At 39.1% G+C, this 20,800-nt stretch carries 18 protein-coding genes; all 18 read right to left on the minus strand.

What is annotated here, in order from left to right; translation table 11 throughout:
• Positions 1-295 precede the first annotated feature (295 nt).
• The gene (locus MWU56_RS11795; RefSeq protein WP_247044692.1) at positions 296-1,696 is read right to left on the minus strand and encodes an efflux transporter outer membrane subunit; all 1,401 of its coding nucleotides are present in this window, start codon (positions 1,694-1,696) and stop codon (positions 296-298) included.
• Between the two features lie 17 nt (positions 1,697-1,713).
• Positions 1,714-4,857, minus strand: coding sequence for an efflux RND transporter permease subunit (locus MWU56_RS11800; protein ID WP_247044693.1), 3,144 nt, complete (start codon positions 4,855-4,857; stop codon positions 1,714-1,716).
• Between the two features lie 32 nt (positions 4,858-4,889).
• Positions 4,890-5,966: an efflux RND transporter periplasmic adaptor subunit gene (locus tag MWU56_RS11805; RefSeq protein WP_247044694.1), complete on the minus strand. Its 1,077-nt coding sequence runs from the start codon at positions 5,964-5,966 to the stop codon at positions 4,890-4,892.
• 21 nt (positions 5,967-5,987) lie between these two features.
• Complete coding sequence (locus MWU56_RS11810; RefSeq protein WP_247044695.1) at positions 5,988-6,476, minus strand: transcriptional regulator; 489 nt, start codon at positions 6,474-6,476, stop codon at positions 5,988-5,990.
• 99 nt (positions 6,477-6,575) lie between these two features.
• Positions 6,576-6,974, minus strand: a complete 399-nt coding sequence (locus MWU56_RS11815) for a hypothetical protein (RefSeq protein WP_247044696.1) — start codon at positions 6,972-6,974, stop codon at positions 6,576-6,578.
• A 9-nt stretch (positions 6,975-6,983) separates the two neighbouring features.
• Positions 6,984-8,003: a phenylalanine--tRNA ligase subunit alpha gene (gene pheS, locus MWU56_RS11820; RefSeq protein ID WP_247044697.1), complete on the minus strand. Its 1,020-nt coding sequence runs from the start codon at positions 8,001-8,003 to the stop codon at positions 6,984-6,986.
• Between the two features lie 205 nt (positions 8,004-8,208).
• Positions 8,209-10,077, minus strand: coding sequence for a SulP family inorganic anion transporter (locus MWU56_RS11825; protein ID WP_247044698.1), 1,869 nt, complete (start codon positions 10,075-10,077; stop codon positions 8,209-8,211).
• 93 nt (positions 10,078-10,170) lie between these two features.
• Positions 10,171-10,800, minus strand: coding sequence for a carbonic anhydrase family protein (locus tag MWU56_RS11830; protein WP_247044699.1), 630 nt, complete (start codon positions 10,798-10,800; stop codon positions 10,171-10,173).
• Positions 10,801-10,876: 76 nt separating this feature from the next.
• A complete protein-coding gene (locus MWU56_RS11835; RefSeq protein ID WP_247044700.1) occupies positions 10,877-11,053 on the minus strand; it encodes a hypothetical protein in 177 nt (58 codons plus the stop codon).
• Between the two features lie 215 nt (positions 11,054-11,268).
• A complete protein-coding gene (locus MWU56_RS11840) occupies positions 11,269-11,577 on the minus strand; it encodes a hypothetical protein (RefSeq protein WP_247044701.1) in 309 nt (102 codons plus the stop codon).
• A 58-nt stretch (positions 11,578-11,635) separates the two neighbouring features.
• A complete protein-coding gene (locus tag MWU56_RS11845) occupies positions 11,636-12,400 on the minus strand; it encodes an SH3 domain-containing protein (protein ID WP_247044702.1) in 765 nt (254 codons plus the stop codon).
• Positions 12,397-14,184, minus strand: coding sequence for a BatD family protein (locus MWU56_RS11850; protein ID WP_247044703.1), 1,788 nt, complete (start codon positions 14,182-14,184; stop codon positions 12,397-12,399). The genes MWU56_RS11845 and MWU56_RS11850 overlap by 4 nt, the downstream gene beginning before the upstream one ends.
• Positions 14,184-15,083, minus strand: a complete 900-nt coding sequence (locus MWU56_RS11855; RefSeq protein WP_247044704.1) for a tetratricopeptide repeat protein — start codon at positions 15,081-15,083, stop codon at positions 14,184-14,186. Before MWU56_RS11855 ends, MWU56_RS11850 begins: the two co-directional genes overlap by 1 nt.
• Positions 15,070-16,116, minus strand: a complete 1,047-nt coding sequence (locus MWU56_RS11860) for a VWA domain-containing protein (RefSeq protein WP_247044705.1) — start codon at positions 16,114-16,116, stop codon at positions 15,070-15,072. The genes MWU56_RS11855 and MWU56_RS11860 overlap by 14 nt, the downstream gene beginning before the upstream one ends.
• 3 nt (positions 16,117-16,119) lie before the next feature.
• Entirely contained in the window at positions 16,120-17,118 is a 999-nt protein-coding gene (locus tag MWU56_RS11865; RefSeq protein WP_247044706.1) for a vWA domain-containing protein, read from the minus strand.
• The gene (locus MWU56_RS11870) at positions 17,119-18,780 is read right to left on the minus strand and encodes a hypothetical protein (protein WP_317236543.1); all 1,662 of its coding nucleotides are present in this window, start codon (positions 18,778-18,780) and stop codon (positions 17,119-17,121) included. It abuts the gene before it with no gap.
• Between the two features lie 2 nt (positions 18,781-18,782).
• Entirely contained in the window at positions 18,783-19,646 is an 864-nt protein-coding gene (locus MWU56_RS11875) for a DUF58 domain-containing protein (RefSeq protein WP_247044709.1), read from the minus strand.
• A gap of 69 nt (positions 19,647-19,715) precedes the next feature.
• The gene (locus MWU56_RS11880; protein ID WP_247044710.1) at positions 19,716-20,717 is read right to left on the minus strand and encodes an AAA family ATPase; all 1,002 of its coding nucleotides are present in this window, start codon (positions 20,715-20,717) and stop codon (positions 19,716-19,718) included.
• Between the last annotated feature and the right edge of the window lie 83 nt (positions 20,718-20,800).

A 20,800-nucleotide genomic window follows, 5' to 3' on the forward strand; every position in this document is an offset into this window, starting at 1 on the left:
TATCACAATGAAAATTTATGGTGTTGATTATAGTTAACGATAAAGCTATCTGCCTGATACTATTGTTTTTGAACATGGTTGTACTTCCAAATACATTTTATACTCCTGTGGGAAATACGTCCAAAAATAGTGTAGCGGAGTGGGATAAGTCACTAAAAAGTAATCAACCCTCTACTAGTAAAGGGTTGATTGAATATTTTAAAGTATGTCTATGGTTGAGACCAATGCATCCATGGAACAACTAATAGGGGCAAACCTTGTATAGTACTCTTGATTATTCCTCTTCGTGCAAGTATTATTTCCAGCCTCCACCAAGCGCTCTGTACAATTCCACAATGGCATTTAATTGGGCATATTGTGAATCTACATAGTTAAGTTCGGAGCTCAAAGCATTTTGCCGCGCAGTTAGAACCTCCAAATAATTGGCTAGACCATTATTCAATAATTCTTCGGAATAGTCTTCAGCTTTGGAATAAGCGTTCAATTCTTTAGAGCGTGCCTCAATTTTCCTTGTTTCCGCTTCATAGGTATAGAGGGCATCGCTCACTTCCCTGCCTGCCGTAAGCAATGCTTGCTTATATGCCAAAAATGCTTGTTGTTGTTTGGCTTTGGACGCTTCCCACTGGGTACGTAGTTGACGTCCTTTGAAAATTGGCTGGGTCAAAGAACCTATTAAGGATGAGAACAATGAACTTGCATCCAACCAATTATCAAGTTCCAAACTTTGGAAACCTCCTGAAGCAGATAAGCTCAACGAAGGATATAGACTGCTTTTGGCTACATTCGTCAGTTCAAAAGCATTGATAAGACCATATTCCGCTTGTAATACATCTGGACGGTTGGCGAGCAATAAATATGGAATACCTGTACTCAACTCTGTGTCGATGATCTGATTGTCCAAACTTCCCCTTTGTATTTTTTGAGGGCCTTCTCCCAACAATATACTAAAGGCATTTTCCAAAAGCTTAATGTTGTTTTCCAAGTCAATCACGATAATCTCTGTAGAATGTACTTGTGCTTCGGTTTGTTTCACCGCAACTTCGGTAACCTGACCTGCGTCTTTAAGGCTAATGGTGGTTTCCAAACTATTTTTTCTAGCTTCCAAAGTTTGTTTGGAAACTTCCAATTGTTTATCCAAAGCCAACAATTGATAATAGGTAGAAGCAATTTTGCCAATCAAGTTAGTTTTTACAGCTTGATGGGCGGAAACGCTTTGTAGGTAAGCAGCACTAAAAGCCCTTTTATTACTTCTGATCTTTCCCCAAATATCAGCCTCCCATGAAAGGGTTCCGGATAATTCATATTGTTCTAGTGGACGGGTAAAAAAGCTACCAAATTGGCTATTTTCCGAATTTTTTGTTCTAGTAAAACTTGCCGTTCCGGATAGGGTAGGGTAAAATCCTGCCTTGCCCTGTTTTACATAGGCTTCGGAGGCAACAACATTTTGTAGGGCAATCCTAATATCTATGTTGTTTTTAAGCCCTTGTTCAATATAGGATTTCAATTGCTCATCTTTAAACAGGTCTTTCCAAGAGACGCTGGCCATGGAAATACTATCTTTTGGCAAATGATCCGTTCTGTAAAGGTTATCGGTTTCTATCTCGGGCCTCGAATAGTTTTTTGCTACAAAACAAGATTGTAACAGCAAAGAAACTGAGAGCAACAGAACAAATTTATATGTGGATTTTGATTTCATGCTTTTTAGCTTTGTAATTAAGCGTTTTTTACTTCAATAGATTCTGGTTTTCCTGAGACACGTTCTTGCAGTGCCTGGAATACCACAAAAAGGACCGGTACTGCAAAAACCCCTAAAATGGTTCCCACTAGCATTCCACCAACAGCACTTACCCCGATTGATTGGTTGCCAATTGCCCCAATACCTGATGAAAGAGCCAATGGTAATAGACCAAAAATGAAAGCAAAGGAGGTCATCAAAATAGGACGTAGCCTAGCACGGGCACCATCTGCTGCTGCATCGAAGAGCGATAATCCTGCCCGTCTTCGTTGCAATGCAAACTCTACGATTAAAATCGCGTTTTTGGCCAACAGACCTATCAACATAATTAAGGCAATCTGGAAATAGATGTTATTTTGCAAGCCTGCCAAGTTGATGAAAAGAATCGCACCTGCTATACCAAACGGAAGCGATAACAGTATGGAAAGTGGTAAAATATAACTTTCGTACTGTGCGCTCAACAAAAAATACACGAATATTAGACTCAAGATAAAAATGAGAATGGTCTGGGAACCTGCATTACTTTCCTCGCGTGAAAGTCCTGAATAATCATAAGTATAGGAAGTCGGCAATACTTGGGCCGCAACTTCTTCAATGGCCGTAATGGCATCCCCAGTACTATAGCCTGCATTAGGAACACCAGTCACTTTGACCGCACTTAACAAGTTGAATCGCTGAACAACCTCAGGGCCATATATTTTATTAAGTGTTACAAACTGACTTACTGCAACCGATTCCCCATTGCTGTTTCTCACAAAAATATGGTTCAACGAATTTTCATTGGCACGATGTTCGGGTTTGGCCTGGATCATAACACGATATTGTTTACCGAATTTATTAAAATCGGTCGCATAGATACCTCCAAAATATCCTTGTAGTGCATTAAATATATTGGTTGCTGTGAACCCTGCCATTTTCACTTTCTCCATATCTATATCCAAATCATATTGTGGAAACCCCGGGTCGAATTGGGAAATGGCATATTGTATTTCTGGTCTTGCATTTAGGGCACCCAAAAATTGGTTCTTCACATCGTTGATAGCGTCCCAATCCTCACCTGTTTTGCTTTGAAGCTGTACTTCAAAACCAGAACTGGTACCAAAACCTTGTATACTTGGTGGTGTAAAATAAATTATCTGTGCATCACTAAAGCCAGCGGTTATACCATACAACTTTTTCAAGGTTGCATCTACAGATAGTGAATCTGCCTTTCTTTCGCTCCAATCCTTTAATTTCATAATGGAAAAGGCATAGGAACCGGCACTGACCCTGTTCAAAATACTGAAACCTGCAACGCTCATCCTTGCGTCGATTACATCCATGGACTCATAAATGGAATCCAATTTCATGATGGTCTCCTCCGTTTTTTCGATAGTGGTACCGGGTGGCATGCTTACATTGGCAAAGATCATTCCGCGGTCTTCATCTGGTACAAATCCGGAAGGTGTGGATTTAAACAGAAATACTGCAACGATACAGAAGGCAATAAGAAATGCAAAAGTCACCCACTTTCTTTTAACCAACACGCCAATAGTGTTCGTGTATTTATTGGTCATTGTGGTAAAACCAATATTAAAGGCTTTAAAAAAGCGCTTTAAGAAATTGGACTTTTTACCTTGCTCGGGTTTATGTGGTTTGAGAAACAGGGCCGCCAGAGCAGGGCTTAAGGTTAACGCGTTTACGGCAGATATCAAAATCGCCACGGCCAATGTAATACCAAATTGCTGGTAAAATACACCGGAGGATCCTTGAATAAACGAAACAGGGATAAATACGGCAGACATTACCAAGGTAATGGAGATTATGGCACCCGATATTTCACTCATGGCATTTTTGGTTGCTGTTTTGGCCGACTCTGCTCCTTCTTCAAGCTTAGCATGGACAGCTTCGACCACCACAATGGCATCATCCACCACAATTCCAATGGCCAATATCATGGCGAAAAGTGTAAGCATGTTGATGGAGTAACCAAACAATTGTAGGAAGAAAAAAGTACCTATAATGGCCACGGGCACGGCAATAGCAGGAATTAAAGTGGACCTAAAATCCTGAAGAAACAGGAATACCACGATAAATACCAGTATAAATGCTTCGATCAAAGTTTTTACTACATGATCTATGGAAGCATCTAAGAAGTCCTTGGAATTAAAGGGGATAACATAATCCAGACCTTTTGGAAAATCCACTTTTGCTTCTTCCAAAATAGTTTCGATTTGTTCTATTATCTCGTTCGCATTTGAACCAGATGTTTGGTAGACCCCAACAGCTACACCAGGATTTCCCATACCGGAGTTTTTCCGAACATAGCTCAATGCTCCAAGTTCTATTTCAGCAACATCTTTTAATCTAAGGAAACCACCATCTTCAGTTGTTTTTAATATGATGTTTTCATAATCCTCAACTTCGGATAAACGTCCTTTATATTTCATGACATATTCAAAAATGCCATCGGCGTTCTCACCGATCTTTCCTGTTGCCGCTTCTCTGTTCTGTTCGCTCAACGCGGATTGTATATCAGCAGGGACTAAATTGTATGCAGCCATTTTATCAGGGGTTATCCATATTCTCATGGAATAATCCTTGGCTCCAAATACATTCACATTACCAACCCCTTTAATTCTCTGTAATCTTGGAACAAGATTAATTTTGGCATAATTCTCTACAAATGTGGCATCATAATCCGTGTTTTCAGAAAAAATAGAAAAGAAAAGCAAGGCACTGTTCTGCGCTTTTTGAGTGGTGACACCAGTATTTATAACTTCCTGTGGTAATAGACTGTTAGCTCTAGCGACACGGTTTTGAACGTTTACCGCAGCAATATCGGGGTCAACTCCAAGTTCAAAAAATACACTGATATTGGCTGCACCATCATTACTCGCAGATGAGGTTATGTAGGTCATTCCCTCAACACCGTTGATTTGCTCTTCAAGGGGGATAACCACACTGTTTAGTACTGTCTCGGCATTGGCGCCTGTATAATTTGCCGTAACCTGAACAGTTGGTGGAGCAATTTCCGGATATTGTTCAACGGGCAATGTACTTAATCCTAAAATACCCAAAATCACTATGATTACGGATATAACCGTGGAAAGTACAGGACGATCTATAAATTTTTGGAACATAGGTTGATTGTTCTATAAATAGTGGATAGTAATTATTGTTTTACAGGATTAATGGCCTGGCCATCTTTTAATTTGGAAACTCCTTCCGAAACTATGGTAGTTCCGTTTTCCAAACCTTCCTTAATTATAAATGAAGTATCCGTTTGAGCAACAATTTTGATAGGCACTGTGGTTACTGTGTTGTCCTCGTTCAATATAAAAACCATTTTGGTGCCCTGAAGGTCGATAGTGGCAAACTGGGGAATCACAAAAGTGTTGCTATATATTGAAGGAATTTTGATGTTGCCCGTACTCCCAGAGCTCAATAGGTGGTCTGGGTTGTCAAAATCTGCCCTAAGTGTTACACTACCGGTGGAGGAATTGATGATGTTGTTGATCATGGCAATTTTTCCTTTTTGCGGATAAGTTTCCCCATTGATCATTACAAGTTCCACTTCTGGGGAGCTTTCGGAAGAAACGGCTGACCCATTATCTGCCATTTGCATTTTTAATTTTAGCAACTCTTTTTCGTTCATAGAAAAATAAGCTCGGATTTTGTTAATATCCGATACCATGGTAAGTGGCTTGCCCATCGTACTGCTAACCAATGCACCTACTTTGTAAGGAATCTCGCCGATATATCCATTTACTGGACTTGTAATGTTAGAATAGCCAATATTGGCAGCAATGCTACTATAGTTGCTTTTTGCCTGTTTAAGTTGGGCCTTGGCGGTTTCCAATTGAATTTCACTGATTATGTTTTTCTCTACCAAGGGAACCAATTTGTTTACCTCTACTTGGGCCACGTTGACGGCAGCTTTAGCAGCCTCAGCATCTTGGGAAAGTGATGCGGTTTCCAATTTGAACAGTAATTGCCCCTTTTTTACTTGTTGTCCTTCTTCAACATAGATTTTTTGTACAAAGCCGGAAACTTTGGGCCATATTTCTACATTTTGCTCACCCTGAATATTGGTGGCATAGGAATTGAAAAGGGTGATATCCTGTTTTTCCAGTGTACTCACTTTAAGAGTGGGTGCTTGTGGTGCAGCAACTTGCTGCTGGTTTTTGCTTCCGCAGGAAGTCAAAAGTGCAAGACTAACGGCAGTAAGGACTAATGAAATCTTTTTCATTGCTATAATAGTTGGGGTTGTTTAATTGTGATTGTCTATTTCTTTAAGTGAATTAAGGGTATTGCTCAATAATTCTTCACTCTGTTTGATAAAAGAATGATAGATTTCTGCACGCTCTTTGTTAATCTCAAAGCGTTCTGGACTATATGTTTGATTGTATTTTCTAATTTTAGTGATGATGCGGTTTTCTTGTTCTATGCGCTTTAGCTTTTCTTCTAGTTTAGTTATATAGAAGGTGTTGGCAGCAGAAGTTTTAAAATACCGTTTGCGGTCGCCCGGCTTAGTAAAATAATTGATCAATCCTAACTTTAAAAGAAGGTTCAACGATGATGAAATGGAACTTTTACTAGCGGATCTAATCATTTTACATTCATCAAAACTCAGTCCGTCACGATCGGTAACAACCAGCATGGCATAGAGTCTGGCGGCCAATGGCGGTATATCATGTTGGTTTTCCAAATGGATCCCAAGCTCTTCGATTAACTTCTTTTTCTGTTCTTCTCTGGACATATATTAGAAAATAGACCGCAAAGGTAGTATTGGTTCGGTATCTACCGAACCAATTAAAACTAAAATTTTGTTAAAAAAATTCTGTAAATAAAAGGACAATCAAGCTTCGGAAAGAACCCCTTCTTTATCTATGATTGGAATAGGGGTAAGGTTTTTTGCTGCAATGGTGTTTTTAGGAAATAGGAACCTTTTTTCAAATAATTTGTTTTCGGCAAAAAAGGTGACAAAGAACTCATTATTGAGCGACAAAAGTTCTTCTGGTAACAATTCAATTTTTTTAAAGGATTTAGGTTCAAGAATTCCAATTCCGTGGCGCATAGTTGAGGTTTTTGTTTCCTCATCGAACCCTTTTGAAACCACCATGACCATTTCAATAGCATCTAATCTATTATTGATTAGATAGGCATTCCAATTGTTGGAAAGAGATTCATCGTTCCATTCATGGATTACTGCTAGATGTACATCCTTGACCACGGGAATCTCAATATCCTTTTTCATAAAGCGTGTTTATAGTGCGCTTTTAAACTGCTCCAAGAAGCGAACATCATTTTCACTGAGCAATCTAATATCTGAAATTTGATGTAGCAATAGTGCAATACGATCAATTCCCATTCCAAAGGCAAAACCGGAATATACTTCAGGGTCTATTCCACAATTCTTGAGTACATTGGGATCTACCATGCCACAGCCCATAATTTCCAACCATCCCGTACCTTTGGTCATGCGGTAATCGGTTTCGGTCTCAAGGCCCCAGTAAACATCCACTTCTGCACTGGGCTCTGTAAAGGGAAAATAAGAAGGACGCAATCTAATCTTTGATTTTCCGAACATTTCCGATGTAAAATATTGTAACGTCTGTTTAAGGTCGGCAAACGAAACATTCTTGTCCACATACAAACCTTCTACTTGATGAAAAAAGCAATGGGAACGAGCTGAAATTGCTTCGTTTCTATATACTCTACCGGGAGAAATAGTTCTGATAGGGGGTTTATTGTCTTCCATATACCTTACCTGTACCGAAGAAGTATGGGTACGTAATAGAATATCTGGATCGGTTTGGATGAAAAATGTATCCTGCATATCTCTAGCGGGGTGGTATTCCGGAAGATTGAGTGCTGTAAAGTTGTGCCAGTCATCTTCAATTTCGGGACCTTCGGATACGTTAAAGCCAATGCGGGAAAAGATATCAATTATTTGGTTCTTCACAATACTGATGGGATGACGCGAACCTATTTCAACTGGTTCGCCAGGTCTGGTCAAATCACCATATTTTCCAGTAGCCTCTTTTTGGTTTTCCAAGGCTTCCTTTAGTTCATTGATCTTTTCGGTTGCTGTATTTTTTAATTGATTGATTACCTTGCCGAAATCTTTTTTCTGCTCGTTGGGTACGTTTTTAAATTCGGCAAAGAAATTGTTCAAAAGACCCTTTTTACCCAAATACTTGATTCGGAAGGCTTCAATTTCTTCTATTGAGGTCGAAGTAAAGTTTTCTACTTCAACGATGTGCTCCTTTATGGTATCAATCATGATTGCTTTCGCTATTGGGCGACAAATTTAACAAATTGTCTTTTAATAGATAAGTATTAAGATAATAAGCAGTAAATCAAATTAATAGACGCCTTAGTCTAAGGATGTTCACAAAAAAATAAGTGGGGCATGGTTTTGCAAAACCATGCCCCACTGTTCTCCAATTATTAGTACTGAATACCTGAGAGAACCTTTTTATGGATAATCAACTTAGTAAAGCTTCTTTTTTTACATTTAAATTCTCATCTACCCATTTCATACAAGATTTAAAGTTTTTAAATATATGTTCTTCTGGTATCAGATCTGGAATAATATCTATTCGTTCCATCATATATTTCGGTTGATCTAATACATTCACCAGAAGTACATTCATATCCTTCCGTTTTAAATCTTGTAAAACTTCCTCCATCGCATAAAGTCCACTTTGGTCCATATACTGCATTCTACCTAGTCTTATGACCACGGTGGTCGCGGAATCAGGAATTTGTGAGGCCAGTTGTTGAAAATCGCTTGTAGATCCAAAAAACAAAGGCCCTTTGAGATGCTTGATAAAAACTTCTTCCTTGATTTTTTGGGGAAGATTTTTTTCGTCGGACCAAGCTTCTTCTCGCAAAGGTTTTACATCAGACCTTTGCGCGGTTAAATCTCCAATCTTTTTCATGAACATCAATGAAGCGATTACCAAACCGATTCCAACAGCGTAAACTAGGTTCCATATAGAGGAAAGGGCCATTACAACCAACATGATAATTACCTCAGAACTGAGTTTTAATGGCCCCAATTTAATATCTTTTGGAAGGTAAGGTATGGCCTTTAACCCTCGATAATCCATCACACCAATACCTACAGTTACCAATATTCCCGCCAAAACAGCTGCTGGAATTTGTGAAGCCACAGGTCCCAATGCCAATAAAATAACAAGAAGAAGCAACCCAGCAACCATACCAGAAAGTTTGGTTTTACCACCTGAATTAATGTTTACTACGGTTCTAATCGTAGCTCCAGCACCCGGAAGTCCACCAAAAATAGCTCCAATGCTATTTCCTATTCCTTGCCCTACCAGTTCTTTATTGGGTTTGTGTTTTGTTTGGGTCATATTATCTGCAACAACAGAAGTTAGCAAAGAATCTATAGCACCTAACAAGGCCAATGTAAGCGCTGTAAAAATATAAGGTGTAACAGAACTCAGACTAAAATCTGTAAATATCCCTAGATTGGGAGTAGGTAATCCACTTGGGATTTGTTCAATGGGGCGATAATCCAACCCAAAACCAAAAGCTACACCAGAAACTAAGATCAATGCTACCAGCGTACTTGGTATCGCAGTTGTAATGCGTTTAAAGCCGTAAATAATAAATATGGTTGCTAAAGCTAAACTTAATTCTAACCAATTTATGTTCTGGAAAGCCCTTGGCAACACCTTTAAGGTCCCTGCAACACCCGATGCCTCTTTTGCAGCCAAAGTAGCGGCTTCTTGCTGCATAATAGTCGGTGTGATCTGATCGGCCCGTTTAATTGTCTCTTCAAAATTTTCCAACACCAAAATACCTTCCCCTGCTTCTTCCCTAAGAATATTTTCCAGAATACTTTCCTCTGCTTGAGGCATAAATTGATTGACAAATTCTTCATCTTCCTTTGGATAATAACCAACTGCGGGAAGTATTTGTGTTACAAGAATAATAACACCTATGGCGGTCATGAAACCCGATACCACGGGATATGGAATATACTTGATATATTTTCCAAGTCCGATTAATCCTAGTCCAATCTGCATTAACCCTGCCAGTAAAAAGACGGTAAGTATAGCCGGAAGTGCTTTTTCGATGTCCCCGTCGTTTATTGCGATAATACCTGCAACCACCACCATACTAACGGCGGTCATTGGTGCAGTAGGGCCAGAAATTTGAGTACTTGTTCCTCCAAAAAGTGCAGCAAAAAAACTAATAAAAATAGCTCCGTATAATCCAGCACTTGGTCCCAAACCAGAACTTACCCCAAAGGCAAGTGCCAAAGGCAATGCTACAATGCCTGCTGTAATACCTCCAAAAAGGTCCCCTCTAAAATGTTTGAACATAGTTTTATTTAAAAAAAGTTATGATAATGATAATTAGTCCTAAAAAGGTCAATAATCCATAGGTCATTGACCTTTCTATAAGATTCCTTTTTTCTAGTTGAAAAAAGAAACCGTACCATCCGAGACATTATACATGGCGCCTACAATGGCAATTTCTCCATTGGATTCCATTTCTTTCAAAACGTCGCTTTTATCTCTAATGTCCTTTATGGCCATTTCAACATTTTTAACAGCCACGGCATCTACAAAATCTAGATTTTCTGACGTTCTTAAGGCTTCATCCTCTGGTTTTGAAACTGCGTCCACTGCAGGTTCAATCTTGTTTATCAATGTAGTTAGATTGCCTAAACGAGCATGATCGCAGGCTCCTTTTATTGCACCGCAACTAGTATGTCCCAAGACTACTAACAGTTTGGTTCCTGCAAGCTTACAAGCAAATTCCATACTGCCCAGTATATCCTCGTTAACGAAATTTCCTGCAATCCTAATACTGAAAATATCGCCTAATCCTTGATCAAATACTAGCTCTGCTGAAACTCTTGAATCTATACAACTTAGGATGGTTGCAAAAGGGAATTGCCCGTTTTGGGTTTCATTAACCTGTTGTAAAAGATTTCGATTAGCCTTTAAGTTTTTTTGAAAACGCTCATTGCCTTCTTTTAAAAATTCAAGGGCTTTATTTGGCGTCATTGTTGACTGGGTTTCTTTCGTGTGTGCTTTCATAGTAATATTTTATTCCGAATTTTTCGGTCTTAGATGTATAGATTATATCATTTCTTTAAATTTTTAACCAGTACTCTCATTGAAAATGTTCTTGAAGGGTCTTCTTGAATTTTGCCCCTTCTAGAGCTGGTTTTTTTAACTCAACGATATCTATGTCCAAAGGAATCTTTACTATCCTTATACCAAGTGCAGGCTTGTAATCTTCGGCTGTTCTACCAATTTGCTCGTAATTAAATTGGCAGCTTTTATTCAAGATAAACCGACTTTCCAGTGATTCTTTTTTAAAAAAGTGCATCAATGTCAATGGTCTTTCAAGAACAAAATGCGAGCGCTATAAAAAACATACTATACTGGAAGGTAAGTCATTTTTTATTTAGTTGCACATTATGATGTATAAGATGTATCCTTTATACTAAATGAACTTTGGAAAAGGATGCTGAAAATTTGATTTGAACATACATTTATGAGTTAAATCAATCTTCGGGGGGGTGGGTCTAATGTTTCGAGGGTGAATTCCAAAACAGTAAATACATATCCTAATGTATTGTCATTTTTCTCCTGATTTATAGATGAATCTGTTGTGAAGAAGTTCTTGGAAACAAAACATTTATTGTCAAATACTTTACTGCTTGAGGTGTCATGAGAGTTGTTCTCTTCTTCAGAAGCGTTAAGAATAATAGCTGTACTGTGTTCCTGTCCCAAAAAGGGAACAAAGACTGAGGTCATGAGAATTGAGACCAACAGAAAAGAAATAAAAGGTATTGCCAGTATTCGCATATGTTATTTGAACGTGGCAAATGTAAGATAAGATGAAGAATTATTTGTTAAATTTTGGCTAAAAATCTTTTAACGGCCTAATAGTTTCTGCCAATAACCAACCTGTTTGACCATCAGCAATGCGTATTCTTTTCCAATCATCCAATTCTTCCAAAACGTTCACTTTGGTTCCTTCATGAATTGTGAAAATGGTATTACTGTTATTGTTGGGCTCTGAATTTATGTTGACCTCTTTGTTAAAGACAATTGCGAAATCGTTCTTTTTATACTGCTGATGACTTAGATAGGCCATTAGGACACAAATAAATGCAAGGGCAAGGGAAAAGATACTCGAAATAAATGCCGCCCTTTTTTGATTGGCCGATCTCAGAAAATAGTATGCCATGTAGGCCAATACGAACAAAAAGACCAGACCCACTGCCAAATATGCCCATTGGTCATTGGAGAACATACCCACTACAGCATTATATATTCGGGACAACTCGGTTTTAGGCATTTCTTCGATGGCATCCAATCTCATATTTTGGGCAAACCTTAAATTGTTCTGAATTTCTTTATTGTTTGGAGAAAGAAGTAAAGCTTTTTCATAATAATAAATGCTGGGACCAATGGAATTAAGCTTATAATAGCAATTTCCCATATTAAAATAAAGAGATGCAGAGTGCTTGCCATTTTCAATTATCTGCTCGTAGTTTTCTATAGCAGCGGAATATTCCCCGTTATTATAAAGTTCGGTGGCCTTATTAAATAAATCTTCATTTTGGGAAAACCCGAATGTCACCAAAAAAAGACAAAGTAAAAGGGCTATTTTTTTTATGCTCATAATTGCTTGTCCAATTTAGAAATTACCTCACTGGCCTTTTCGTAATCTTGCTGCATCTGAACATTGGAAAAGGGGCTATATCGCGCCATTTCGCAATTGGTCAGCAGAGCTATAAACCCATTGATATTATCTTTATCCACATTTTTTTCAGAAAGAACATTGGTTATTTTGTCCTTACTGAATTCAGATGTCTCTATATGTAATTTTGCTTTTAAATAATTGTGCAGTCCTTTTTCCAACGCAACGTAAAAGGCTTCCTTGTTTCCCAATTCCTTTTTAGCCGTGGACAGAAATTTTTTGGCCAATTTATTTGCTTTCTTTATTCTGTTCCCTACAACATCACTGGCAATGGCCTCTCTTTTCTTAAAAGTAAAGATAACTATAGGTATAAATAAAAGTGGAGCAAACAATAAGATGAAGAACATGTTGGAACCAAAGAATCGATTTACTGCAATGGGAGTCAGGTTGGGATTTATATTGATAAAATGAAATTGCTCTCCCGTTGGAACTACCAATTGTTTGCTGGTAGAAGAATTAGCTGCAAAATCGGCTCTTCCAGTTGGCCCTTCAATAACTTCAATGTTAATCTCTTCAGAATTTATGGTTTCATACTTTCCTGTACTGGGATTAAAAAAACTGAAGGAAATACTGGGGATTGGATACTTTCCTCTAAAAGAGGGTACTATGGTGTAATTGTTTGCGATTTTTCCCTCCATACCGGAGCTATAGGTACGGATGTCCTCATCGTATTCAGGATCATAAACTTCTAATGAGCTTGGCAGTTCTGGTTCTGGCAACTGGAACAATTTTAAATTTCCTTTACCGGAAACTGAAACCTTTGCCTGAAGCGATTCTGAGGCATTTAGTTGGGTCTTGCTTGTGGTTACCGTAAAATCAAAATCTCCTACAGCCCCACTATAATTAGCTGGTTTACCTGCTTCTGGTAATGGTTTTACATTGATAGTACGATTTCCTGCAGCTACGGTCTTGCTGGTCTGGGTATAGATTCTACCTCCGAAAAAATCTCTTCGATTGGTGGGTACATCAACAAAAATTTCCAAAGAAAGTGGCTCTATGTCCAACTTGCCAGTTTTTTGCGGATATAGTACGACTCGTTTTAAAACCACATATCGATAGGGCTTACCTTGGTAGGTACCATTTTGTGCAGTGTGTTTGGTTACTGGAATATCCTGACTCCAAAAATTGTTGTAGGTTGGATTGTCCAAAGGACGGTAATTGGTCACGCTTATGTTCGGACTAACGTAGAGTTTGTAGATTACAGTTACCGCTTCGTTAAGATAAGGGTTTCCTTTTGAGACTTCCGCAACCAGATGAAGGCTTTCATCCGCAACATCATCCACTGTTTTTTGGGAATTGGGTTTGTTCACAGCAGCGGTTACCTCAACTTTTTTAGGTGTTGTTTTATAGGTTTGTCCATCAATTTCAATGGTGGCTTGGGTTATGGTAAAATTCCCTCTGGCCGTTGGCACCAAAATGTAGGTATAGGTCTTGGAAAAACTACGTTTACCATTTACCCAAGATGAACTTATGGATTGCGAAGGCCCCATTACCACTTTAAAGTCTTCAAATTGAGGTGGTATAAAGTTGTCCCCATCTTTATTCATGGTAAAATCAACACGAAGACGTTCGTTTATCCCTAATTTCTCCTTGCTCAGGTTCATGGTAAACGTAACCTCTTCGGTATCGTCTTGGGCGTATGAATGTAATCCTGTAAATAGGAACATCCCCAAAATAAACAATATGTTGCCCTTCAAGGTGTTCATTACCAATCCTTTTCGTTTTTAATCTTTTTTCCACGAACTTTTCGGGCCTCCATTTTTTCCTGGACTTTTTTCTCTTCGTTTTGCATGGCCTCTAGCAAGTTCTGTATCTGTTGTTTGGAAAGTTGGTTGGGTTTGGGCTGTTGTTTTTGATCCTGGGGCTGATCTCCTTCATTGGGCTTTTTCTCTTCTTCCTTCTTTTTATCCCCATCTCCTTTCTGGTTTTCTTCAGGCTTATCCTCTCCATTTTCTCCTTGATCGCCCTTATCCTTATTTTCATCTTCTTTCTGCTCCCCTTCTTCTTCCTTCTCGTTGTCGCCTCCTTCGTTGTTCTGATCTTGGTTTTTATCCTTGTCCTCGTTTTCTTCGTCCTGCTTGTCCTGATCATCTTTATTTTGATCATTCTTTTGCTCGTCTTGTTGTTTTTCCAACATTTTTTTTGCCAGTGCAAAATTGTAACGGGTCTCTTCGTCGTTGGGATTACTGCGCAGAGCTTGTTTATAGGCTTCCACTGCTTTTTCGTATTCCTTGTTTTTCATGAACACATTGCCCATGTTGTGAAATGCTTTGTGCTTTTTATCTTTATCATCGGCGGCCTCTCCTGCTTGTTTATACCTGCCAAAGGCTTCACCAAAGCTTTCCCTATTGTAATAAGCATTACCTAGATTAAAAGGAGCCACAGCATTTTTTTCACTCACTGAAATGGCTCTTCTGTAGTCGGCTTCTGCCATAACAAAATTATTGGCAGTAAGCTCCTCATTGGCCTCATATGTAAGATTGGCAGAGGTTTGTAATGCTTGTTCAGTCTCTTTGTTCGCTTCTACGGTGACGTCGTTCTGGGCTTGGACATAACCGAAACAAAGCAATAGTGCAAACGTCATTAGTGTCTTATTCATCATCATGCTCATTAAATAGGTTCAGTTTTTTCAACCATTGTGTTTTCCTGTCCAAAACGAAGATATCCAAAAATAGAAATAAAAAGCCTGCGGCAAGAAACCATTGAAACTGGTCCTTGTATTCTGCAAATTGTTTGGCTTCAAATTCCGTTTTGTCCATTCTGTTCAATTGCTCTTTTATGTAATCAACGGCATTCTCCGTATTGGAGCCATCAATATATTCACCATTTCCTCTTTCGGCAATCTCGATCAATACATTTTCATTCAATTTTGTAATGACAACCTCTCCCTCATTATCTTTTTTAAGTGTTTCTACAATATTGTTTCTCTTTATTGGAATAGGAGCTCCCTTTTCTTTACCTACACCTATGGTGAATATACGGATACCATTTTGTGTTGCTTTTTCAACGGCATTGATGGTGGAATTTTCGGAATGGTCTTCACCGTCAGAAACTATAAATAATACCCTATTGGTTTGTTGTGAGTCATCATAATAAGTGCTGGCCAAATCAATGGCCGCATTGATAGCGGTTCCTTGGGATGAAAGCATATCGGTGTTCATACTTTGTAAGAACATTTTGGCTGCACCATAATCCGTGGTGATGGGCAATTGTGGATAGGCCTGCCCTGCATAGGCAATAATACCGATACGATCACTTGCCAATTGGTTGATGATTTCTGAAACTATACGTTTTGCTTTCTCTAAACGGTTCGGGGCAATGTCCTCTGCAAGCATACTTTTGGAAACATCAATCGCAAAAACGATGTCCACGCCTTCACGTTTCACGGTTTCTAATTTGGTTCCTATTTTTGGGTTTACCAATCCCATTATCAGCAAAGCGAGACCAACCAATAACAGTACCAATTTTACTGTGGATTTAAATGAAGACCTGTTTGGCGCCAATCGTTTTAAAATTGAGGTGTTTGCAAAACGTTTTTGGGTCTTTTTTTTCCATATTTGAAGAAAAAAGAATGCCAGGGCCATAACCGGGATTATGGCCAAGAGGTAGAAATATATTTTTTCATCAAACTGAATCATGCGCTAAATAAAACTTTTAAAAACGGAATTTCGCAATCCCCATTCCAACAACAATAGAATTCCTGCCAAAAATATCAATGGCCTGAATTTTTCCTCGTACTTGTAATATTTAAATTCTTCTATCTCTGTTTTTTCCAACTTGTTTATCTCATCATAAATTTCCTCCAAAGATTCGTTATCGGTGGCCCGGAAATATTTTCCATTGGTCACTTCTGCAATTTCTTTGAGTAACTCTTCATCAATTTCCACTTGGCGCATCCCATATCTAAAAGACCCATCTCTGTTGTATGCAATGGGAGATAGGGCATTTCCGTTGGTACCTAAGCCAATGGTATATGTTTTTATACCAAATTCCACGGCAAGGTCGGCGGCCGTTCTAGGTTCAATAAAGCCCATATTATTGACACCATCCGTTAAAAGAATGATAACTTTACTTATGGCCTTGCTTTCTTTTAAACGGTTTACCGATGTGGCGAGGCCCATACCAATGGCTGTTCCGTCTTCAAGTTCACCGTATGTAATGTTCTCAAGTGCATTTAAAACAATGGTTTTATCGCTCGTAATTGGTGTTTTGGTGTAGCTTTCACCAGCGTACCCCACTAAACCTATACGGTCATTTGGTCGTTGCTCTATAAAATTTGCTGCTACTTCTTTCAGTGCGGACAATCGATTTGGCTTTAGGTCTCTCGCCAGCATACTGGAGGACACATCGATGGCCATTACAATATCGATTCCTTTGGTAGTTTTCGTCCTTGTGGAGATATCTTCTGTTTGAGGTCTGGCCAATGCAGTAACTATAGCGGCCAAAGCTAATAATCTGATTATAAAGAGTGCAGGCTTTAATTTAGAGGCCCAACTATTTACTGTGAATCCTTTTATGCTTGAAATGCGTAGGGATGCCATTTCATTTTTTCGCTTGAAAAAATACCATAGCAAAGCCAAAGGCAGCAATAGGAGCAGCCAGAAAAATTCAGGATTTGCAAATTCTATATTCTCAAACATCTATGCTTGTGTTTTTACGTCTAAACTGTTCAAAATCCGGTCTACTATCTGTTCTGCATACTCATCGCCTTCTTCCCAGGTAATGACCACTTGTTGTATAAAGCCCTTGCCTCCAAAGGATAGGATACTATATTTTGTTTTTTTGCTATCACCGTTCGGTTCGTCAAAAGTTCCGGTCCCAAAGGTTTTTATTCCTTTTATCTCTGACTGGGTAACAAATTCTTCTTGTTTGGTGATTATGTTTTTAAGTCCCAATTGTTCAAAGTTGGTCAGTGTTGAGCCAATCGCAGCATCAAAATTGGGTTCGGCCGTTTGTTCTTTATAGGTAATGGAACTTGCACTCACCGAAAATATGTCCGTATAGATGCCATATGAGAATGCCTGTAATTCTTTTATCAACTCTTTGGTCTCCTTGGGAAATTGTACGTCTTGGCGCACTAGTACGTCCGGTGTTTCCAATTCTATTGGAGGAAAGCCGTATGAACTTGCCACCCATTCACCTTCCAAAAGTGTTTTGGTGGGGTAGCCAAAAACCGTATCCCGGACATTTTTTGCGCCAAAATAGGCAACTGAGAAAGCACTGCCCAAAACTAGGATTCCGGCAAAGATAGCCGCGGCCAAGTATATTCTTTTACGTTGTTTTTTCTTGGTCTGTTCTTCTAGGTATTCTTCATCTAAAAGCAAGTCTTCCTCGGTAGGTTCTGGAAGCGCTTCGTGGGTTTTGATTACAATTTGCTCTACCACTTTCCGGTCTTTTTCTGCTATGGTAGTAGCTGGTTTGGATTTGGCAAACTTTACCAGATCAGCGGTCTGCAATATTTTTTGAAATTGCTCAATGGTATCATCTTCCAGTTTGAGTTCCCCAGCATCCTTTAACATTTCCAGTTTGGTAATGAGTTCAGAAGTAGTACTTTCCATGGCGGAAACGTGTACATCTTCTTCTAGATAAGACCGCACAATATCCGTAAGTTCTGAATAATATTGTTTATACTCATCTTGGATTAGATATCTAGAGTTCTCCAATTTTTTAAGTTCCAAAATAGCTCGGTCGTAAGGAGGTAGCATTGCTACTTTTTCTTCCTCGGTCAAAGGTTTCTTTCTTATAAAAAACCAATACACCAACCCGCCAATAACAACCATAGCTAAAAGAATCCAAAGCGCCGTAAACCACATGTCCGCGGTGTTCTTTTCCACCTCGATCAATGGTTTGATGTCGTACATTTTTTGTTTGGTGGTATCTACAGCAACATCGGCAACCTTAATTTGGAAGGAATCTGTAAAGAAAGGCTGTTCGTTGATGGCAATACGTTGTGGTGGAACGGTATACGCCCCACTATCAAATTGCGTTAGGGAATATATTTTTTGAAGAATGACTTTTTCATCATTTTTAATAGTGTCCGCCATAATGGCCTCCACGGTTTCCAAAGGAGAAAAAGTTTGCCCTTCCGGGAAAAAAACTACATCTGTGGGGTCTGCTTCAACGGTGATTTTATATTGAATCTGTTCACCTATTTTGATGGCCAAGGTGTCCACTTCAGCATTAACCTTGGGTTCTGATTGGGAAAAACCGAAGGTTGGCAAAAGAAACAGTAAGAGCAAAGTGCTCAAAACCATTTGAGACCTTTGTTCGTTTCTTATTTTATGTAGCGCTTTACTTAGCATTATCATCTTCTTTTAAAATACCCCAATAGTTTTTTCACATAACTTTCATCGGTACGGCAATTGATAACCCCACATCCTGATTTGTTAAAGGAGTTGATGAAGTAGGCCACCTTGTCTTTATAGTGTTGTCCGTAAGCTGACCTCACTTGTTTGGATTGTGTGTTCACCAACTGAATTTCTCCTGTTTCGGCATCCTGCATTTGTACCATTCCTAGATTAGGGATGGTTTCTTCACGTTGATCAAAAACTCGAATTCCCGTAACATCGTGTTTGTTGCCCACAATGCGTAGTGTATTGTCGTAGTCATCAGCAATAAAATCTGAAAGCACAAATACAATGGCTTTTTTCTTCATCACATTGGTGAGGAACTTTAATGCTTCAGCGAGATCGGTTTGGTTGCTTTTAGGCTGAAATTCCAATAACTCGCGAATAATACGGAGCACATGGCTTTTTCCTTTTTTGGGAGGTATAAAAAGTTCTACATCGTCCGAAAATAGAATAACCCCGACCTTATCGTTGTTCTGCAATGCAGAAAAGGCCAGTGTAGCGGAAATCTCGGTGATTATTTCTTTTTTAAATTGGTTGGAAGTTCCAAATAGTTCCGACCCGCTCACATCTACCATGAGCATCATGGTAAGTTCGCGCTCTTCTTCGAAAACTTTTACGTAAGGTTCATTGTAGCGTGCTGTAACGTTCCAGTCAATACTTCTTACATCATCACCGAACTGGTACTGGCGCACCTCGCTGAACGTCATCCCCCTTCCTTTGAACGTGGAGTGGTATTCCCCACCAAAAATATGGTCGGAAAGACGTCGCGTCTTTATTTCAATCTTGCGTACTTTTTTTAGTAGTTCCTTTGTATTCATTTGGTTCAAAAAAATAGGTTTTCGGGTTGGTCAAAAGTATTGCTACTTGTTCCGATAAACATTGAACCGTTAAGGCACTTCAACTTCGTTTACGATCTTGTTTATGATTTCTTCGGAAGTAATGTTTTCTGCCTCGGCCTCGTAGGTGATTCCGATTCGGTGACGGAGCACGTCATGTATTACAGCCCTAACATCTTCTGGCACCACATAGCCCCTTCGTTTGATGAATGCGTAACATTTGGATGCTTTTGCTAAATTAATGCTGCCCCTTGGAGATGCACCAAAACTGATAAGTGGCTTTAAACTCTCTAAATTATATTTTTCTGGGTAACGTGTAGCGAAGATGAGGTCGAGTATATATTTTTCAATTTTTTCGTCCATATAAACCTCACCAACAGTTTCTTGGGCCCTTAGGATTTGTTCCAAGGAAATTACGGGTTTAATGGCCTCGGTCTTGCCCTTGAGGTTTTGTCGGATAATGAGTTGCTCCTCGTTGAGTTTGGGATAGTCAATTACCGTTTTTAACATAAACCTGTCCACCTGTGCTTCAGGAAGGGGATAAGTACCTTCTTGTTCCACAGGGTTTTGGGTAGCCATTACTAAAAATGGCGCATCCAATATAAATGTTTCGTCACCAATGGTTACCTGCTTTTCTTGCATGGCCTCCAAAAGTGCTGATTGCACTTTTGCTGGAGCCCTGTTTATCTCATCTGCCAGAACAAAGTTGGCAAAAATCGGCCCTTTTTTAATGGAGAAATCATTCTCTTTCATATTAAAAATAAGCGTACCGACAACATCAGCTGGCAAAAGGTCGGGCGTAAACTGTATTCTGCTAAAACTTCCTTTTACTGCTTTTGCCAAAGAGTTGATGGCCAATGTTTTTGCCAGGCCGGGAACACCTTCGAGAAGTATGTGGCCTTTTCCCAAAAGACCAATGAGCAGACGCTCTACCATGTGGTTCTGCCCCACAATCGCCTTGTTCATCTCTATGGTTAAAAGGTCAATGAAAGCGCTTTCTTGAGCGATTTTTTCATTCACAGCACTAATATCAATAGTAGTGTTTTCTTCCATTATAAACTTTTATTGTTTGGTGTTAATGTCGGGGTTTTTACTAAGGTGTGCAAAATGAAAATTTATTTAAAACCTAGCTGTTA

The sequence above is a fragment of the Allomuricauda sp. F6463D genome (assembly GCF_023015965.1).
In the GTDB taxonomy this organism is placed as follows: Bacteria; Bacteroidota; Bacteroidia; order Flavobacteriales; family Flavobacteriaceae; genus Flagellimonas.